The sequence below is a fragment of the Thermoactinomyces sp. CICC 10521 genome, from assembly GCF_016055135.1.
Lineage (GTDB): Bacteria > Bacillota > Bacilli > Thermoactinomycetales > Thermoactinomycetaceae > Thermoactinomyces_A > Thermoactinomyces_A daqus.
On the sequence record NZ_JAECVZ010000001.1, the window covers coordinates 26,481 to 42,435 of the forward strand.

Consider the following 15,955-nt stretch of genomic DNA (forward strand, 5'->3'; position numbering starts at 1 on the left):
TTCGCAGAAATCACATTCATATGGACTAGGTTTCCGTTCGGTTTCTGGCTGGTTCACCATCAAGCGGCGTGTATGGCTCATCCCTGGCGCCTCCCCATTTTCTCTAATTGCTCCCGGAGTTTTTCTTGGAGCCGCTTTTTCCTCTCCTCGTGTTCCCGAGCGCTGGCCAGTAATTCCTGAACCTTTTTCCGGGTCTCATCGTCGAGCTTGTGCCAGTTACGGTCGATGAAATTCATGCTCGCTTCCACCTTTCCTATATAACGAGCAGGCATCCCAACCTACCCGGTGATCTGTACCCGGCCCGTTGGTGTCGCCGCGATATACGCATTTATAATAGGTCTTGTCCCATACTTTCTTTTTCAGAAACTTACATGTCCGGCATTTCTCATCAGGGCCACGTCCAAAGGCTCTAACCATCGGGTTGGGGTTCAACGGTGGAATATCCATGCCGAACAGTTCAAGCTGTTCCATCACGCCCTTCTCCTCCTTCCCCACAGCCCATTGGGCCGATCCGGGAGATTCCCTTTCTCCCATTGGTCCATGATGTAGACGACTACTTCCTTTTCTGGCCGCCCTAACGCCCGGGCAATTTCTTCATATCCGAGTCCTTGCTTCCTGGCCCGCTTTAGTTCCTCAAAGTCGCGTGGATGATTCCACCCGAAATTCCAATCGAGACAAGCGATGTAATTCGGTTCATCGACCGGAGGACGGCCCCGGCGATTCCGTTTCTTTTTGGCTTTTGCGCTCATTCAAATCGCTCCCTCCCGCCGATTCTTACCGCCAACGCGAATCGGCTTGGTGTAATGTTTGATCCGCTCCATGATCCGGACGGCTTTAATTCTTTCCTCTCCTCCTTTGTTCGTGAAAGCCAGGTGATCTTCTAATTCTTTTAGCGTCAAGTTGGACGTGTAAATTGTCGGCAGCTCTTCACCCATTCGGCATTGAAGAATCGCCCCAATGATCTCATCCCTCATCCAAGGATTGAGGTTTTCTGCTCCGATATCGTCCAAAATCAACACTTTCGCCTGTTTCACCGAATCAACCAGCTCATTGATTTTCTGCTTGCGGATGGAATCATAAACCGATTGAACAAAGTCCGGCACATACACCATGAACGAGTCAACACCAAGCCCCGTCAGGTAGTTTGCCATCGCCCCGGCAATGTGGCTTTTGCCTACGCCGTAAGGTCCGTATAGATAAAGCCCATGCTTCGGGAATACCCCACTCTCAAACCGCTCGCAGTATTCGATTGCCTGGCTGATGGCTTCCGTCCGGTCCGGATCTAAATCGATTGTGTCAAAAGTGGCAGCCAAGATACTCTTTGGAATCATGTGACTTTTCATTAGCGCCTGCCGCTTCTTCATCTGTTCGTACGCTTCCAGACGGTGACACTTCTTCATTTGCAGATCGATATTGGTTTCGTATCCAACCAAAACGGAATGATGGCCGGTGATGATATTCGGGCAGGACTCCAACCCTTGGCACCTGACGCAGTTACCTTGCTCCCGTACATATTGACTGAGCTTTGACAATGATCTCTTATAGGCTTCCAACGGGATTTCTGGATGTTCTTTCATAAACGATCTAATCAAGGTGTGGTCCATCAGCTCTCTCACTCGTTCATCTGGTGATTTGACCTGTCTGCCAGCTAGGATTTTACGAATTTCGGTTCGTGCGTGATTCATTTTTCTCCCACCTTCGGCACTTTCTTATTGAGTTGTTTGATTTTTTCTTTTAAAGCCTTCACTCTTGCCTCAGCCTCTTCTGGCGACAATTGGTTTTGTTGTTGCTGAAACTCGGGACGTAATACCATCGGTAATTCATCAGTATCAGTCCGGCGATTGAGCGGAACGACTTTCTTTTTCTGTTGCACTTTCATCCTTTTTTCTCTTTCTGTCCTCATCACTTTCAAACAGTAATTGAAGGAATTTATATTTTCAGATTGCGAGAAAGCCAGGGTAATACCTTGGAACATTTCATCGCGTGTGAATTTTTCCTCGTGTATCGCTTTCTTGATTAAGTCTCGATCTTTGGGGCTTACAGGGAAACCATACTTCCCTCTTTTTGATTGGTAATAGTCCTCTATTTCGTTTTCCAACTTCTGTTCGTCTGTCAGCTCTTCTTCAAATGGATCAGGTAGTGGTTCGTCAGCAGAGTTATTATTATTACTTTCTTTAATTTTCTTTAATATATCTTTCGGATCGTCGTAAGCCTTGTGGCTGTAGGGATGAGAGGCCATGTCGGTTACCGTTTCAGTAACTACCGAGTTACTGTTTTGGTAACTATCTGGTTCCTGTTTTGATAACTCGCTCTCATCAGTAGTTACTGTTTTGGTAACTGATTTAGCATCCAGATTTCGTTTGATCAGATCTTTGAATTTCTCGGGATTAAAGCAGCTGACCAAACTGACCCGCCACTGATCGTAATTCTTGTTTATCTGAATCCGATCCCCATCAATAAATAACACCTTTGATTGGGCCAAATAGGTAAGTTCTTTCTTCACATGACCTTTCCGAACACCAACCAACTCAAATTCCGATGGCTTGATGAGAGCGTCTTTTTTTCCGCATCCATAACTTAGTCTAAGAACCAAATCTAAAATATTCCGTTGCCTCTTACTAAAATCGGTGGTCATAATTGCTTCGTACAGTTCATTACTGAGCCGTGTAAATTTGTCCGGTTGTGGATTTGCCACACTCACACCCTCCCCCGTATCGGGGGGCGGACAATGCCGCCCTTTATTTGTTCAATCTCTTCCACTCGTCCGGGAACACATATCGATGATTCTGAACGTGCACTACTGTCAGATCCAGTTCGTCTGTCACGATGATTTCGGGGAAAAAATGCCGTTGCAGGCTGGTATAGCGCAAAATCTCATCTACATCTGCCAGATGAACTGCCGGCATAGTTCCGAACTCAGGATGCTTGCAGTACGCTTTGAACATCGTTATCCCTCCAAGAGGCAGACGAGCCGCCCGTTTAGTTTAGAGCCGTTCCACATTACATTTGCCGCTATGTTCTACGTGCATCATCATTACTTTGTCTAGGTGTTTCCAGAAACATCGTTTTCCGCAAAACTTCCGATTTTCATCAAGCTGATGTTTGGGCTTCTGATTCAACTCCTTGCCACAATTCCGGCAGGTTCCATGTTTCATCGTGATCCCCCCAGGAGAGGGTAGCCGGAGCCACCCCGGTTTGTTTATCTCCAACGCTTCCGCGCAATTTCTAGGCACTTCTGACAGTCCACTTTGACCCGCTTGCTCTTGTCGGCGTCGATATCGACCACGTTCAACCGTTCATGCGCCGAAGGGTTTGTGATCCGTGCTTTGCAGAGGAACTCGCCCCGCTTACGTTTGAACCGTCCTTCGTTGATATCTTCCAGCAGGAGAACATGTTGAGCGCGATTAATCTTCATCAACCGGCTGGAGGAGGAGATCCGTTCAGCTACTCGCCACCGAGCCGGAATCTTGAGCGACTTGTTGAACACCAGAGCCGCTGCCCGGATCGCTTCGACTGTTTGCTCAAGCGGTCTCACGTTTGCCATCAGCCCCTCCTCCTGCGATCCACTTCAGCACCTCTTGTCCCTGCTTCTCGGTAAGGCTGTATATGTCTTTAGCTGCGTATGTTTGTTTCAAATGGACCGTTAACTCTTGGGGAGCTTTACCGCTCTTGAGCCATTTGTCTTTGATTTTTTCAAGAGTCTCTACAGTGATCTCCGCTTCTGCAGTGGCTGCTTCTTCCTCTGTCATCAGCCGGCTTACCGTTCCAACTTTATTTACAGCCCCCAGAAAGCTCTCAAACGAGATATCTTTCACCTTCTGGCCTTTCTTGTATGTCATGGTCCGGTCTTTCTCAATCACGCCGTATCGATTGCCATTTTTGTCAACCTCTAACTTGATGATGACGTCCGGCTGGTATTCGGTTTTCTTATCGGCATCGATCCGAGAGCCGACTTTCTTCATGTTCTCGCCTTCACCTTCGTAGATGTCTTTGAGCCATCCAGTGATCACCACATGACAAGGTAGGTTACAAAGGCGGCTGATCAGCGAATTATATTTATTCTTCACGATGCCCCAGTCTCTGAATGTGAGCGCTGCGTCATCGGGATTTTTCTTGTTCCTTCTGGCCCGGTTCTCTGCGTTCATTTGCGCTGCATCTTTCAGTACCTGATAGATGTTGGTGATTGGATCGACAATCAAAACATCATATTGGCCGGGGTTTTGTTCAATGTAGTCAAGCGCTTGGCGGACTTCGCTATACAACCGCGTTTTCAAAACATCAAATTCGAAGCGCTCACCATAGAAATCCGTTCCGTTCTCTGTATCAATGACTGCCTTACGTCCAGGGGCCATCAGGCCAAACCACGTTTTTCCGGTTCCCGGTTCACCGTACACTGCAATCTTCAGGGATTTCTTTACCTTTTTGGCCGGTTGAAACATTTTCATCCGCTCCTTTTGAAGATCATTGCCTGATCAGCTCATCCGCATAAACGACGCCGATCTTATCCGTCCAGTAGGCTTGACGGCCTTCCCAAGGGAATATATCGAGAACGGTAAACTTAAGTCCCTTTTGAATCTCCACTTCGTCACCGACTTGGACTTCCCGGCGTTCCTGGGGATCCGTTTCACGCCAGGTGAGTTTGGCTTTATACTTGGCCATCTACTTCACCCACTTCACGACTTTTTCGAAACTCATTGAACAGAAATTCCAGCTGCTCAATTTCCAACATCAAACGAGCAACCTCCGGATCATTGGAGACTTTTTCTTGTGTGTTCTCATCCCCGATATAGGTAACGCCATTGATGACAAACCATTCTTTGCCTTTATCGTCTTTAATGCCGGTCATCTGCGTCACTTCATTCCATTTCTCGCAGATTTGTCGGTAAAGGTCCTTCGCTTCTTTGTCTTCATAAAAGTAGATCGAATGAACCTTATCGCCGGGAATAAAGACTTGCCGATATCGGCATTTGAAATGAAGAAGTTAGGAAAAGTTTCTTCCTGGTCCCGATCCAGAGAGAGTGAGTAAAGATTTTGTGCCTCGTTTCCGTTGACTTGAAAAGGAAGTTCGAGATTAACCAGGTAGACCTCGGCTTTTTTCACATAAAACATGAGCGTCATCCTTTCGGGAAAAATGGGGCCGGGATTCAGCCTCCCAGCCAGGCTGAAAGATCAGTGAACCACTCCGTCTCCGTTCAACCAGTCGATCTTCGCGCAGATTTCGTGCTGGTAATCTGTGTCGCCGGTTTGATAGACGATAAAAGAAAGGTGTTCAAGCCAGCTCAATTCACAACAGAGTGAAAGATTTTGTTGCATCGCTTTTCGCCATAGCATCCGTTCAACCGGACACAACCGTCCGACCGCTTTGTAGCGCTCCCAAAGATAAGCCAGCGTATACTCGTATGCGTAATGCTTTTTTTTGCAAGTCAGATTGGCGTTCAAGGAATCGCACCAATCTCTTGTTTCCGATTCGGTAAAATCTTGGCCGGATTGGGTTTTGTGGTAAAGTTCGGCCAATCTTTTCAGATAAGGCTTCATTTTAGCCCCTCCTCACCGCTCCAAGTGTGTGTTACACTTAGAGAAGATCCAAGTTATTTTTGAGTTGGAAAGCTCGCTTCTCTGCCCAGAAGCGGGCTTTTCGTTTTCATTGATCCACTGCAACAATCCTGGCAACGTCAAATATCCGCAAAATTTCCCGCATTTGTAGATCCGGTATTTCAAAACCCCACGGTCATTGAAACTGCGCCACCGGATATTCACTTTATCACCTCCCCCCGATGTCAATCGGCCGGAGAATTCACCCGGATAGACCGACAACACGGCAGACAGCTTTTTCCTCAGCGTCTGGTACTTTTTCATCTCGCGTTTATACATTTTGATAATCTCTTGGGACTCCGATTTTTGCAGGATTCCCTGGATGCGTTGTTTGCGAGTTTCGATTGCCGCTGCAAGATCGGCAATTTCTCGGGCTGTTAGATGAATTGGATAAGTCTTCATGCTCCGCTGACCTCCTTCACCTTGCTTTTACGTGCAGTCTGGAATCCGAAGGTTTCATCTACCAAGTAATAATGCTGAATGGTTTCACCGATCACGAGCCACCGCCGTCCGCGGTAAATGACTTCCTTGCCAATCATGATGGGAATGCCCTCCATATCCAAAAATTCGATTCTATGAATCTCTTGTATAACTTGCGGATATTTGGTAGAACAGATAAAGAGGTAGTATTACGAATCTTCTTACATAACTTGCTAATACTATCAGCCATCATTTTGATCTACATATTTGGTCCCAAGCATACCAGGCTACAGATTGAATCTGATCAAAGCGGCGAGCCCGTTCCTCTTCTCCGATCTGGGGAGCGAAAACTTCGATTTGGGTGTTGCCGATCTTGTAACATGCGCCGGAACCATCTTTTTGGAGAACCTGAATTTCTTCAGGTAATTTCTTAGCAGGTATGGCCATCCGGATCAGCTCCTTCCTTCGGTGCCGGTCGATTGTAAATGCTCATCATTTTGATGCGAATCGCATCTATTAATGGTAAAAAAAATTGTCCAATCAAAACCAAGAACGCTTCCGAGCTTTTGAGCTGCAGCAACACTAGGATTGCGAATCCCGTTTTCATATTGACCGTAAGTAACCCGGCTAATTCCAGCTTGATCTGCTACATCTCGCCGACTCAAACCTTTTTTAAGACGAAGTTTAATTAACCAGTTTCGTTTCATGCTGTCACCCCCAACCAATTTTTATGATGCTTATCGCATCCATCGATTTCATTATATGATGCTTTAGGCATCAAGTCAACACCCTTTTGATTCTTTTTGCATCAAATTTTTGATTTCATGTACAGATTTGTTTTCGTTCTAACTTTACTGGATGCAATTTGCATCATATAATTTATACATAAGTGTAATAGGAGGACCCTTGTATGGATCTCGGGACAAGATTAAAAGCGCTAAGAAATAAAGCTAAGCTGTCACAGAAGGACTTAGCTGAAAAATTGGGAATTAATCGTGTGACATACAGCCAATATGAAGTAAATAGACGTGAACCAGATATCGATACTCTTCAAAAAATAGCCGATTTTTATGAAATCAGTTTAGATTACTTAGCCGGTCGCACTGACCATCAAACTTCCAAAAAAGAATCTAAAGATATTGATCGAACCCAGGATATGCTTAATGCAATAGAATCTGGTGATTTAAAAAAGTTGATTGAGATCATGAAGGAATTAGATGAGCTTTATTACGTGGAAAACGATGAAAAATATATTGTTGAAGGCGATAAGAAAGATGCAATTATAAAGTTATTAAAAGATTTACTTCCTGTTGTAGCAGAGAATGCGGATAAAAAGGAAAAGGGCTTACAAAAGAAGATAAGTGAGGAGGAAAATTGACGATGTCGCAAAGCAAGGATGTTACGCTCGCAGATGTACTCAATGCGATCCAACACGTCGGTGCAAAAGTAGACAGCATGGAGAAAAGACTAACCGAAAGAATCGAAAAACTTGAAGAAGGACAGCAAACGATCATTCAAGCCGTGAATGAACTAAAAGATGACTTGGCAGCTCAGAAAAAGGAACTAACACAAACCAGTAAAGCTACAGCTTATTTGTCACGCGATGTATTAATACTGAAAAACGAACAATAATTGAATGGAGGTGTTTAAAAATGAGCGACAGATTAGATTTAATCCTAGAAAAACTAGAGGATTTAACTAAAAAAGTTATGGCACTAGAGGAAGTAAAACAAAATGTAAATGCAATCCGCGCAAGCCAGGAAGTAACTAACGCTAAATTAGAATCAATGGAACTTAGATTAAGTAGTGTTGAGGGGCAACTAAAGGAATTAAGTATGGAAGTGGAGAGAATTAACCGATCAGCTGACTATCTTGCTGGCAAAGCAGGTGAACATGACAAAGACATTCACCTGCTTAAAGAAGATGTAAATCGTTTAAGGGTTATTAACAAGTAAACACCTTCATTTAAAGAAAGCATATAGGCTATGTATTCCCCTTCACTGTTTGAAGTAACTTGAAAACATTAAAATCGTTAATAAAGCCTTTTTGATTTAATTTATAGATCACTTTACCGAAATCTCCGAATTGTTTATTTAATTTCTTGCTAATTTCATTTTCATTTGCAACACCACTCATTCCAAGCAAGTGGTGTTTTTTTTGTTCACTTACTCCACTATACTCCACCAGTCTTCTAAGGCTACTATTTGTCTTCCCCATCCAGTTGCCTCCTATCGGATATGCGGAATATATATTACTCCCAATTCATTATTCGGAAGACGAAATAAATTTATGGCCACTTCAAAGCGATATAGGAACATTAGTTCGAGTTTATTCATTATAACACATCTTACCTAGTCAGATTCTTGAAAAATATTACAACGTAAGGTACTGATTTTAGATGTGCAACTACCGTATTGATCGCTTTCTATCAATATTAAAGCAAAGAAAATACTACCAATCAATCTTCATCACCGGATCTATTTTCTTTAATCTTTAATGAAATTAAAAATTCAAAATACCCTTTTAAAAATAGGCTAGTAAATGAACAAAAGGGGAATTATGATGTAAGAAGGCTCTTTTTTTGCTAAACGGTTCAACAAAATGCTATTGAATTAAATCACCCCTTCTTTGGTGATCCATATTTATAATTAGAGTAGGTGAAGAATATGAAACCTTATAATCCAATTCTTGTTGGCCGCGTTGTAAGAAGTAAGCGCATTGAAGATGGATTGGTTATCAAAGAGTTGGCGGATGAAAACATTTCATCCGGAACCATCTCAAAAATCGAAAATGGAGACGCTGGGGTTAGGCGCGAAAAGGTCGAATATTTGCTCAACAAACTAGGATTGGATTTTAATTCAATTAGTGATTACTTAAGGCTTAAAGAAAAGGAATTGGAGGATATTAAACTCAAATTATTGACCATTGAAAATATCATTGATTCAAATTCGCCTGATCGCGCTCTGAAAAAACTGAAGAATCTTGGTATAACGAAAAATCACATCTATTTCCCGCTGGTTGAATACTTAAAAGGAAAAGCGTATGTAAGGAAAGCAAAAGTGAAAAAAAGCTTCCAAGAAAAGTCCGAGAAGCATTTTCTTGAATGTATCCGTGTATCGGATCAAGTGGAAGACAACCACTTGAATCTTAAGACAGCCGCCTACACCGAATTAGCAATAAGTGCATTTAAGCGTAATGAAATCAAAGAAGCACTTACACTCGTTCGTCAAGCGATTGAGACCTTCGATCATTCAGGCGATAGACTTCGTTACATTCATTATGCTAAGTTCAATCAAATTCTCTTTTTGGAAAGAACGAATGATTTCTCAGATTTAAAAAGGGCCGTTGATGATCTTTATCGGGATCTAGACCAGATCAATAACAGCAGCATAAAGATCCAGCTACATGAATATAAAGCAAAAATATATTTACAGACCGGTCGTGCAGAGGAAGCGGTTGAATACGCCAAAAAGGGGCTCGAACTCATAGGAGATACTGGAAGCGGCCTTGCAAGTTTGTCTTATTATCTCTGGATTACTTTAGGCGATGCTCTGTACGACTTAAAAGAATACGGGCAAACGGAATCTTGTTATTTAACCACTCTTGACTTGGGTTTAGATCATCGCCACGACCTGCTCATTGTCAGCTTCCTTAAACTTGGGCAGCTTTATATGTTTCAAGATCGATTGGACGAATCCAAACAGATGATCGATCGTGCCCTACAGCTTATAAAACATATTGACAACCAAGAGAGTGCTATAGAAGTGCTGTCCACTTTAGGAAGCTTCTTTATCAAAAACAACGAAACACAAGAAGCGATTGAGCCCTTAGAAAAAGCTCTGCAATTATCCAAAGACCACTCAATTAATGGGAAACAAATTGAAATCCTTCAAAAACTTGCTCATTGCTATGATGTCTGTGGTCAAAAAGAAAAAATGATGAACGTGTTACTTGAAAAACATTATTTAGAAATGGAGCAGGAGGTTAGTTAAGAAATGAAAAAACTGATTGCTTTATTACTTGTTCTTGTAGGTTTCGTTTATCTTGCGGGTAATTGGGAACATGTTCGTTCTTCAATTCTTGCCGGTGAGCCTGTTCATACGTCAATCGATGGCACTACAACCATTACAAACCAAGCAGAGGGGGAACCTGTTCATACATGATTGAAGCCGGTCCATGTGGCCGGCTTTTTTTATGTGCAAAAATAAAATAGCCGCAGAATGTACTGCGACCTGACTACCTTACAACTGTTTATCTGTGTTATACTTTTGTATGATTCTGGTTCTATCTTTATCAGATAATGAGTCCCACAACATCCAAACCACATGTTGAATTTCCTCTTTTCTTAATAGTCGTTCCTCCTCGGTAATTTTGGGACCGATTATTTCTATTCTTGTCCTCCCGATCTTATATTGTTTATCTGGTTTACACCCCACCTGCATAATGATCACCTCGATAAAGCATATGCAGGGATCAAATGAGGACAGGCATAAATTTATAGCAGGTGAATGCGATGGACCGAGTATGTATGTATCTCAGGAAATCCAGGGCAGACATTGAAGCCGAAGCCCGTGGAGAAGGTGAAACACTTGCCAAGCATAAAAAAGCTCTGCTCCAGCTCGCCAAGCAAAAAGGGCTGAATATCATTAGGATACGGCAAGAGATCGCCTCCGGTGAAAGCTTGATCCACCGCCCCGAGATGATGGAACTTCTCAGGGAAGTAGAAAGCGGTCACTATGATGCCGTTCTCGTCATGGACATGGACCGGCTCGGGCGCGGGAACATGAGGGAGCAAGGGATCATCCTGGAAACGTTCCAGAAATCTGGCACGAAAATCATTACTCCTCGGAAAGTTTATGATCTCCAGGATGAATTTGATGAGGAGTACTCCGAATTCGAGGCATTTATGGCTCGAAAAGAGTTAAAAGTAATCACGCGCCGGCTCCAAGGCGGCCGAATCCGATCTGTTCAGGATGGAAATTACATAGGGACCAGGCCACCTTATGGATATCAAATCAAGGAAGACCAAACGGGCCGATACTTGATCCCTGATCCAGACCAGGCACCCGTAGTGAAAATGATCTTTCAATGGTATACCAGTGATGATCCACATGAAAAAATGGGTTCAAACAAAATCGCAAACAAGTTGAACGAACTTGGATATCGATCCTACACAGGCAAAAAATGGACCAGCGCCAGTGTTTTGGCAATCCTTAAAAACGCCGTCTACGCCGGCCGGATCCAGTGGAAAAAAAAGGAGTACAAAAAACCATCCAATCCACTGAAAACCAAGGAAACTAAAACAAGGCCACAGTCTGAATGGATCGACGTGGAAGGAAAACATGAATCGTTGGTCTCGATGGATACATTTCAAAAAGCTCAGGAAATACTTAAGAGAAAGTATCATCCACCCTACCAGCTGGAGAATGGGATAACCAATCCCCTCGCCGGGTTGATCAGATGTGGTAAATGTGGTGCATCAATGGTCTACAGGCCTTATACTGGGCAAAAACCTCACCTCATGTGCTATAACAAATTCTGTGACAACAAGAGCACTCGTTTTGAATTTGTAGAATCGCGCCTGATCGACAGCCTCGAAGATTGGTTAAGCGATTATAAATTGCAATGGGAAAAAAGCAAGGCCCCTTCAGAAAACAATCAAAAAATCGAGCTTTACCAGGTTACAATAAAGAACTTGGAACAGGAACTCAAAAACCTGGAAACTCAAAAAGGCCGTCTCCACGATTTTCTGGAAAGAGGGCTTTATGACGAGGAAACCTATATTGAGCGTTCCAACAATATAGCTAACAGAATGAATGAGACACGGGCAGCTATAGAAAAGGTGAGAGAAGAGCTTGAAACCGAAAAAGAACGGATTAAAGCTCAAAACCAAATTATACCCAAGATCGAGAATGTCCTCGACCTTTACCGTGAATCAGATGATCCAAAAATAAAAAACACTCTCCTTAAAAGTATCCTGGACCATTGCGAATATAAAAAAGAAAAATGGCAAACGGGCGATGAGTTTTCCCTTAGACTTTATCCGAAAATTTAGGTATAATACTACACAGATAAACAGTGAGGGTTAACTCGTTGCCTTCTTTATCTGTGCCAATCGGATCGTGCAGGGAAACATCTTTTCGCGCTTTTTTCAACGAACGCAGGTGCATGAGGATTTCATTCTCAATACACCTTGCCGCATAGGTTGCCAGCTTCGTTCCTTTCCCCTGCTGGTACGATTCAATCGCTTTGATCAAACCGATGGTTCCGATGGAAATCAGATCCTCATTATCCTCCCCGGTGTTTTCAAATTTCTTCACTATGTGGGCTACAAGCCGAAGGTTGTGCTCGATCAATTTATTTCTCGAATCCGGGTCACCATCCGCCATGCGCCGCAAATGCTCGGCTTCTTCCTCCTCCGTCAGGGGTTGTGGGAAAGCGTTGTTCTTGATATAAGAAATAAAGGCGATTACCTCTTTGATCATCATCGCCACCGCAGTTAACAGCAATCGGCTCCACCTCCACCCGTTCATCAACGCAGACATACCATCTTATGTGAGGCTGGGCTCCGGGGTGATTCTTTTGTCTTTATTCCTTTTCATTTATATGTTGAATGGTTTTTGTCTTATGGCATCTAAATGCAAATCGATATCGAATGGTAAAGGACAGCACGGCGTCATCATGACCGACGGTAAATTCAGGTCAATATCCGGCGGGTTGCTTTGCGCTCTTCATCAGGTACAACCGGAAAACCCCCATCCTGCGTAAACGCCCAATTCAGCCTGCGGTTCCGCGGTTGCCAGTTTTTCCTTGACCGAAAATCGGACAATAAAAAAACACCACAAATCGCGCAGGATACCGCGAATACAAGTCAAACCCAAATGTGTGCCAGAACTGTCCGTTCCTCTCCCGTTGTACTCGCTCCAAATCCCATCAAAAGGTCGTTACTCGCCATGTGTGGGAAAACTCCAAGGAGTGGGTTCGAAAAAACCGTTTAAGTGAAAGAGGAAAACAACTATACAAACGACGTGGCGAAACCATTGAGCTCAGCTTCCTGACGCAAAGGAACTTCATGGTCTTCGTTACGCACGCTACAGGGGGCTTGCCAAAGTTAAGGAGCAATGCCCCCTAATTGCCGTTACACAAAACATCAAAAAATTGGCCTTGCTCCTCTCGAAGAGAGGAAAAAGCTTTGTGATCTGGCTGATCGATAAATTTATTTTCCTTAATCTGTTTATCTCCCTGAAATATATAACCCCAAGCCCATTTCTTACGGAAAGAGCTTGAGATTTGTCATCAAGCTCGGCCGGAGTATTCTCCAGCTCTTTTTTACGCTCTTGTGGATATTTGCGGGTAGTTAGTGATTGTCCTAACAATACTCTATAAAAAGCAGAATTTTGTATTACTTTATCAAACAAATACAAAAACATCTAAATAAATGTTATAATTCAGATAAAATTATGATGCTTAATAGGAATGTAGATTGCACTCGAATTGAGTGAGGGAGATTTTAATAAGCTTAATCAACAATGTGGCATTGGAGATATCTGTAATAAGTTCGTTGTAAAAACTAGCGTATTTGATGAAACAGAATATACGGCTGAGCGTCCTTTGAAGAAAACGGGTACCTAGAGGGGAAGAGAGAGTATGAACAAACGGAATGATCATCAAGATCCGATCCTCGGCAAACTCCAAAACGAAACTTTGGTGATACACGCCGATGATGAGGTGACCAAAGATGGGACGGTGGCTCCGGCGATTTATTACTCAGCCACGTTCCGTGCACAAGATTCCATCGAGTTCGCGGACATGGCGGGAACTCCTCGCCATCCACAGTATTACACCCGTTATGGCAATCCGGTGCATGAGCGCGTAAAGAAGGTGATGGCTGAGCTTGAAGGCACAGAAACCGCACTGGTAACCGGCTCCGGGATGGGGGCGATCGCTACGACCCTTCTATCGCTGGTCAGCGCAGGCGACCATGTGATTGCACAGACGCGGCATTATATGAGTACAGCGAAGATCATGGACGAGATGCTACCGCGATTTGGTGTCGAAGTGACACTAGTTGAGCAAGCAGACGTCTCAGCCTTTGCCGCAGCAATTCGGCCTAATACAAAGCTTATCATGGTGGAGTCGCCGGCCAATCCGACTCTGGTGGTGACTGATCTGGCTGCTGTGGCGGAGTTGGCCCGCCCGCGTGGTATCATCATCGTAGCCGACAATACGTTTGCGTCGCCGATCAATCAGCGTCCTCATGAGCTGGGTGCCGATGTGGTCGTTCACAGCGCAACCAAATATTTAGGGGGACACCATGATTTGACAGCAGGTGTGATCTGCACCAGCGAGGAGTTGGCCGAACGTATTTGGCATACCCATATCTCCATTGGCTCGGTTCTTTCGCCGATGGACGCGTGGTTGTTATTGCGTGGTTTGCGTACGCTTCCGATGCGGATCGAACGCATTAACGCCAATGCCCTCGCTTTGGCAAAGTTTCTGGAGGAGCAGCCGCAGATTGAACGGGTATATTACCCCGGTCTTCCCAGCCATCCCCAACACGAGTTAGCGAAACGCCAGATGAGCGGTTTCGGCGGAATGATCGCCTTTGCAATCAAAGGAGGTTATGAGGCGACTGCGCGTTTCGTTTCTGCACTGAAACTGTCGCTTAACGCAGTCAGCCTGGGCGGGGTCGATTCACTGGTGGTACACACTGCGGCGATGTGGGGTGGAGTGATGAACGAGGAGCAAATGAGGACTGCTGGGATTCCGCCCAATTTCGTGCGCTATTCGGTCGGCATCGAGCATATCGATGATCTGAAAGCGGATGTATTGCAAGCTCTGCAGATGATTTGAGAACACGTTAAGGACTGAACAATTTTGCCATAAAAAGATTATAATGTACAAGGAGGTCGAGCTTTTCCAAGGAGGAAACATATGAATAACTTGATGTCGGGAAAGAACGTAGTAGTTATGGGTGTGGCGAACGAGAGAAGCCTGGCGTGGGGAATTACAAAATCACTACATGAAGCAGGTGCAAATTTAATATTTACATATAGGAAAGAACGTTCTTTCCAGAAGCTTTCTGCATTATTGTCCGAGGCTGAAATCACTCCTCTTCTCACAGTTTCGTGCGACGTCTCCGATGATGCAAGTATTGAAAACGCCTTTCTTGAGATTAAACAAAAAGTAGGGATTATCCATGGTCTTGTTCATTCCATTGCATTTGCAGAAAAGGATGAACTACGTGGCGAATATGTGGACACTTCACGCGAAGGATATCTTTTAGCTCAAAACGCCAGCGCATATTCGCTTGTTGCGGTTGCCAGGGAAGCGAAAAAAATAATGACGGATGGCGGAAGCATTGTTACGCAGTCATATCTCGGTGCCGAACGTGTCGTGAAAAACTATAATGTGATGGGTGTTGCAAAGGCGGCATTGGAGGCAAGTGTAAGGTACTTAGCAGAGGATCTTGGCAAATATAACATTCGGGTTAATGCTGTTTCCTCTGGCCCGATTCGTACTCTTTCCGCAAAAGGCGTTTCAGGATTCAACGATATTTTGGGTACTATTGCGGAAAAGGCCCCACTTAGACGAAACGTTGATCAAAGCGAAGTAGGGGACGCCACATTATTTTTGTTAAGCTCTTTGTCTAGAGGAATAACGGGTGAAGTGCTTCATGTAGATGCAGGATACCATATAATGGGAATGTAGCAGAAAAAGGAGCTTTCCATAAAAGGGAAGCTCCTGAAGCTGTTGACAAAAGAAGGTCAATCGCCTTTTTTGTCGAAATGGGAATAAAAACATTCCGAAGAAAGGCTTCCTACGTTCAGAACCAACGCATCCAGAGAATTTCAACTCGAAACGGTCAACATAGAGAACTTTGTAATCTGGCTGATCGATAAATTTATTTTCCTTAATTTGTTTATCTCCCTGAAATATACAA

The 15,955-nt window shown here is 44.0% G+C and carries 24 protein-coding genes and 2 pseudogenes; 9 read left to right on the forward strand and 17 right to left on the reverse strand.

Annotated features, from left to right (window positions below):
• Window positions 1–77: 77 nt before the first annotated feature.
• The 15 genes from I8U17_RS00165 to I8U17_RS00235 form a co-directional block, all read right to left on the reverse strand.
• The gene (locus I8U17_RS00165) at window positions 78–236 is read right to left on the reverse strand and encodes a hypothetical protein (RefSeq protein ID WP_198058871.1); all 159 of its coding nucleotides are present in this window, start codon (window positions 234–236) and stop codon (window positions 78–80) included.
• Complete coding sequence (locus I8U17_RS00170) at window positions 217–471, reverse strand: hypothetical protein (protein WP_198058872.1); 255 nt, start codon at window positions 469–471, stop codon at window positions 217–219. The genes I8U17_RS00165 and I8U17_RS00170 overlap by 20 nt, the downstream gene beginning before the upstream one ends.
• Entirely contained in the window at window positions 471–749 is a 279-nt protein-coding gene (locus I8U17_RS00175) for a hypothetical protein (protein WP_198058873.1), read from the reverse strand. The genes I8U17_RS00170 and I8U17_RS00175 overlap by 1 nt, the downstream gene beginning before the upstream one ends.
• Window positions 750–1,685: a primosomal protein DnaI gene (dnaI, locus tag I8U17_RS00180; RefSeq protein WP_198058874.1), complete on the reverse strand. Its 936-nt coding sequence runs from the start codon at window positions 1,683–1,685 to the stop codon at window positions 750–752.
• Window positions 1,682–2,695 carry a replication protein gene (locus I8U17_RS00185; protein ID WP_052154326.1) on the reverse strand — a complete coding sequence of 338 codons (1,014 nt, stop codon included), beginning with the start codon at window positions 2,693–2,695 and terminating at the stop codon, window positions 1,682–1,684. The genes dnaI and I8U17_RS00185 overlap by 4 nt, the downstream gene beginning before the upstream one ends.
• Before the next feature lie 43 nt (window positions 2,696–2,738).
• The gene (locus I8U17_RS00190) at window positions 2,739–2,945 is read right to left on the reverse strand and encodes a hypothetical protein (RefSeq protein ID WP_033101645.1); all 207 of its coding nucleotides are present in this window, start codon (window positions 2,943–2,945) and stop codon (window positions 2,739–2,741) included.
• Window positions 2,946–3,199: 254 nt separating this feature from the next.
• On the reverse strand, window positions 3,200–3,544 hold the full coding sequence (locus I8U17_RS00195) for a hypothetical protein (protein ID WP_198058875.1): 345 nt from the start codon (window positions 3,542–3,544) through the stop codon (window positions 3,200–3,202).
• Window positions 3,522–4,439, reverse strand: coding sequence for an AAA family ATPase (locus tag I8U17_RS00200; RefSeq protein WP_033101647.1), 918 nt, complete (start codon window positions 4,437–4,439; stop codon window positions 3,522–3,524). Before I8U17_RS00200 ends, I8U17_RS00195 begins: the two co-directional genes overlap by 23 nt.
• Before the next feature lie 22 nt (window positions 4,440–4,461).
• On the reverse strand, window positions 4,462–4,659 hold the full coding sequence (locus tag I8U17_RS00205; protein ID WP_033101648.1) for a hypothetical protein: 198 nt from the start codon (window positions 4,657–4,659) through the stop codon (window positions 4,462–4,464).
• Complete coding sequence (locus tag I8U17_RS00210) at window positions 4,646–4,846, reverse strand: hypothetical protein (protein ID WP_033101649.1); 201 nt, start codon at window positions 4,844–4,846, stop codon at window positions 4,646–4,648. Before I8U17_RS00210 ends, I8U17_RS00205 begins: the two co-directional genes overlap by 14 nt.
• A 323-nt stretch (window positions 4,847–5,169) precedes the next feature.
• Entirely contained in the window at window positions 5,170–5,535 is a 366-nt protein-coding gene (locus tag I8U17_RS00215) for a DUF7667 family protein (protein WP_033101651.1), read from the reverse strand.
• A gap of 12 nt (window positions 5,536–5,547) precedes the next feature.
• Window positions 5,548–5,994 (reverse strand): hypothetical protein, encoded by a 447-nt coding sequence (locus I8U17_RS00220; RefSeq protein WP_198058876.1) that lies wholly within the window; start codon window positions 5,992–5,994, stop codon window positions 5,548–5,550.
• Window positions 5,991–6,131 (reverse strand): hypothetical protein, encoded by a 141-nt coding sequence (locus I8U17_RS00225; protein WP_160173941.1) that lies wholly within the window; start codon window positions 6,129–6,131, stop codon window positions 5,991–5,993. Before I8U17_RS00225 ends, I8U17_RS00220 begins: the two co-directional genes overlap by 4 nt.
• Window positions 6,132–6,261: 130 nt before the next feature.
• Window positions 6,262–6,459 (reverse strand): hypothetical protein, encoded by a 198-nt coding sequence (locus tag I8U17_RS00230; RefSeq protein WP_033102423.1) that lies wholly within the window; start codon window positions 6,457–6,459, stop codon window positions 6,262–6,264.
• Between the two features lie 5 nt (window positions 6,460–6,464).
• On the reverse strand, window positions 6,465–6,719 hold the full coding sequence (locus I8U17_RS00235) for a helix-turn-helix transcriptional regulator (RefSeq protein ID WP_033102424.1): 255 nt from the start codon (window positions 6,717–6,719) through the stop codon (window positions 6,465–6,467).
• Between the two features lie 203 nt (window positions 6,720–6,922).
• Here I8U17_RS00235 and I8U17_RS00240 point away from each other — a divergent pair, with 203 nt between their 5' ends.
• Genes I8U17_RS00240 through I8U17_RS00250 form a run of 3 tightly spaced genes read left to right on the forward strand, consistent with a single transcriptional unit; the run spans window position 6,923 to window position 7,967 of the window.
• Window positions 6,923–7,390: a helix-turn-helix domain-containing protein gene (locus tag I8U17_RS00240; protein ID WP_052154473.1), complete on the forward strand. Its 468-nt coding sequence runs from the start codon at window positions 6,923–6,925 to the stop codon at window positions 7,388–7,390.
• Window positions 7,391–7,392: 2 nt separating this feature from the next.
• Window positions 7,393–7,644 carry a hypothetical protein gene (locus tag I8U17_RS00245; protein WP_198058877.1) on the forward strand — a complete coding sequence of 84 codons (252 nt, stop codon included), beginning with the start codon at window positions 7,393–7,395 and terminating at the stop codon, window positions 7,642–7,644.
• Between the two features lie 20 nt (window positions 7,645–7,664).
• Complete coding sequence (locus I8U17_RS00250) at window positions 7,665–7,967, forward strand: hypothetical protein (protein ID WP_033102426.1); 303 nt, start codon at window positions 7,665–7,667, stop codon at window positions 7,965–7,967.
• A 28-nt stretch (window positions 7,968–7,995) separates the two neighbouring features.
• Here I8U17_RS00250 and I8U17_RS00255 read toward each other — a convergent pair whose 3' ends face one another.
• On the reverse strand, window positions 7,996–8,229 hold the full coding sequence (locus tag I8U17_RS00255; protein WP_033102427.1) for a hypothetical protein: 234 nt from the start codon (window positions 8,227–8,229) through the stop codon (window positions 7,996–7,998).
• Window positions 8,230–8,678: 449 nt separating this feature from the next.
• Between I8U17_RS00255 and I8U17_RS00260 the strand changes: the two genes are divergently transcribed.
• From I8U17_RS00260 to I8U17_RS00270, 3 genes are all read left to right on the forward strand, one after another.
• Window positions 8,679–10,004, forward strand: a complete 1,326-nt coding sequence (locus tag I8U17_RS00260) for a tetratricopeptide repeat protein (protein WP_033102428.1) — start codon at window positions 8,679–8,681, stop codon at window positions 10,002–10,004.
• A gap of 3 nt (window positions 10,005–10,007) precedes the next feature.
• Window positions 10,008–10,175 carry a hypothetical protein gene (locus I8U17_RS00265; RefSeq protein ID WP_160173942.1) on the forward strand — a complete coding sequence of 56 codons (168 nt, stop codon included), beginning with the start codon at window positions 10,008–10,010 and terminating at the stop codon, window positions 10,173–10,175.
• Window positions 10,176–10,525: 350 nt separating this feature from the next.
• Entirely contained in the window at window positions 10,526–12,067 is a 1,542-nt protein-coding gene (locus I8U17_RS00270; RefSeq protein WP_033102430.1) for a recombinase family protein, read from the forward strand.
• On the opposite strand, the pseudogene sigK reads toward I8U17_RS00270, so the two are convergent.
• Window positions 12,048–12,545 (reverse strand): annotated as a pseudogene (gene sigK, locus I8U17_RS00275) (RNA polymerase sporulation sigma factor SigK); the annotation flags it as partial. The gene I8U17_RS00270 and the pseudogene sigK overlap by 20 nt on opposite strands.
• A gap of 305 nt (window positions 12,546–12,850) precedes the next feature.
• On the opposite strand from sigK, the pseudogene I8U17_RS18215 reads away from it, so the two are divergent.
• The 3 genes and pseudogenes from I8U17_RS18215 to fabI all read left to right on the forward strand — a co-directional run.
• Window positions 12,851–13,299 (forward strand): annotated as a pseudogene (locus tag I8U17_RS18215) (transposase); the annotation flags it as partial.
• 360 nt (window positions 13,300–13,659) lie between these two features.
• Window positions 13,660–14,865, forward strand: a complete 1,206-nt coding sequence (locus tag I8U17_RS00285; RefSeq protein ID WP_198055264.1) for a trans-sulfuration enzyme family protein — start codon at window positions 13,660–13,662, stop codon at window positions 14,863–14,865.
• 81 nt (window positions 14,866–14,946) lie between these two features.
• Complete coding sequence (gene fabI / locus I8U17_RS00290) at window positions 14,947–15,723, forward strand: enoyl-ACP reductase FabI (protein ID WP_033100918.1); 777 nt, start codon at window positions 14,947–14,949, stop codon at window positions 15,721–15,723.
• Window positions 15,724–15,955 lie beyond the last annotated feature (232 nt).

What these genes read in the sequence shown, in the direction of transcription:
- I8U17_RS00165 (WP_198058871.1), bottom strand. Translation starts at nt 236, where the DNA reads ATGAATTTCATCGACCGTAACTGGCACAAGCTCGACGATGAGACCCGG.
- I8U17_RS00170 (WP_198058872.1), bottom strand. Translation starts at nt 471, where the DNA reads ATGGAACAGCTTGAACTGTTCGGCATGGATATTCCACCGTTGAACCCC.
- I8U17_RS00175 (WP_198058873.1), bottom strand. Translation starts at nt 749, where the DNA reads ATGAGCGCAAAAGCCAAAAAGAAACGGAATCGCCGGGGCCGTCCTCCG.
- dnaI (WP_198058874.1), bottom strand. Translation starts at nt 1,685, where the DNA reads ATGAATCACGCACGAACCGAAATTCGTAAAATCCTAGCTGGCAGACAG.
- I8U17_RS00190 (WP_033101645.1), bottom strand. Translation starts at nt 2,945, where the DNA reads ATGTTCAAAGCGTACTGCAAGCATCCTGAGTTCGGAACTATGCCGGCA.
- I8U17_RS00195 (WP_198058875.1), bottom strand. Translation starts at nt 3,544, where the DNA reads ATGGCAAACGTGAGACCGCTTGAGCAAACAGTCGAAGCGATCCGGGCA.
- I8U17_RS00200 (WP_033101647.1), bottom strand. Translation starts at nt 4,439, where the DNA reads ATGTTTCAACCGGCCAAAAAGGTAAAGAAATCCCTGAAGATTGCAGTG.
- I8U17_RS00205 (WP_033101648.1), bottom strand. Translation starts at nt 4,659, where the DNA reads ATGGCCAAGTATAAAGCCAAACTCACCTGGCGTGAAACGGATCCCCAG.
- I8U17_RS00210 (WP_033101649.1), bottom strand. Translation starts at nt 4,846, where the DNA reads ATGACCGGCATTAAAGACGATAAAGGCAAAGAATGGTTTGTCATCAAT.
- I8U17_RS00215 (WP_033101651.1), bottom strand. Translation starts at nt 5,535, where the DNA reads ATGAAGCCTTATCTGAAAAGATTGGCCGAACTTTACCACAAAACCCAA.
- I8U17_RS00220 (WP_198058876.1), bottom strand. Translation starts at nt 5,994, where the DNA reads ATGAAGACTTATCCAATTCATCTAACAGCCCGAGAAATTGCCGATCTT.
- I8U17_RS00225 (WP_160173941.1), bottom strand. Translation starts at nt 6,131, where the DNA reads ATGATTGGCAAGGAAGTCATTTACCGCGGACGGCGGTGGCTCGTGATC.
- I8U17_RS00230 (WP_033102423.1), bottom strand. Translation starts at nt 6,459, where the DNA reads ATGGCCATACCTGCTAAGAAATTACCTGAAGAAATTCAGGTTCTCCAA.
- I8U17_RS00235 (WP_033102424.1), bottom strand. Translation starts at nt 6,719, where the DNA reads ATGAAACGAAACTGGTTAATTAAACTTCGTCTTAAAAAAGGTTTGAGT.
- I8U17_RS00240 (WP_052154473.1), top strand. Translation starts at nt 6,923, where the DNA reads ATGGATCTCGGGACAAGATTAAAAGCGCTAAGAAATAAAGCTAAGCTG.
- I8U17_RS00245 (WP_198058877.1), top strand. Translation starts at nt 7,393, where the DNA reads ATGTCGCAAAGCAAGGATGTTACGCTCGCAGATGTACTCAATGCGATC.
- I8U17_RS00250 (WP_033102426.1), top strand. Translation starts at nt 7,665, where the DNA reads ATGAGCGACAGATTAGATTTAATCCTAGAAAAACTAGAGGATTTAACT.
- I8U17_RS00255 (WP_033102427.1), bottom strand. Translation starts at nt 8,229, where the DNA reads ATGGGGAAGACAAATAGTAGCCTTAGAAGACTGGTGGAGTATAGTGGA.
- I8U17_RS00260 (WP_033102428.1), top strand. Translation starts at nt 8,679, where the DNA reads ATGAAACCTTATAATCCAATTCTTGTTGGCCGCGTTGTAAGAAGTAAG.
- I8U17_RS00265 (WP_160173942.1), top strand. Translation starts at nt 10,008, where the DNA reads ATGAAAAAACTGATTGCTTTATTACTTGTTCTTGTAGGTTTCGTTTAT.
- I8U17_RS00270 (WP_033102430.1), top strand. Translation starts at nt 10,526, where the DNA reads ATGGACCGAGTATGTATGTATCTCAGGAAATCCAGGGCAGACATTGAA.
- I8U17_RS00285 (WP_198055264.1), top strand. Translation starts at nt 13,660, where the DNA reads ATGAACAAACGGAATGATCATCAAGATCCGATCCTCGGCAAACTCCAA.
- fabI (WP_033100918.1), top strand. Translation starts at nt 14,947, where the DNA reads ATGAATAACTTGATGTCGGGAAAGAACGTAGTAGTTATGGGTGTGGCG.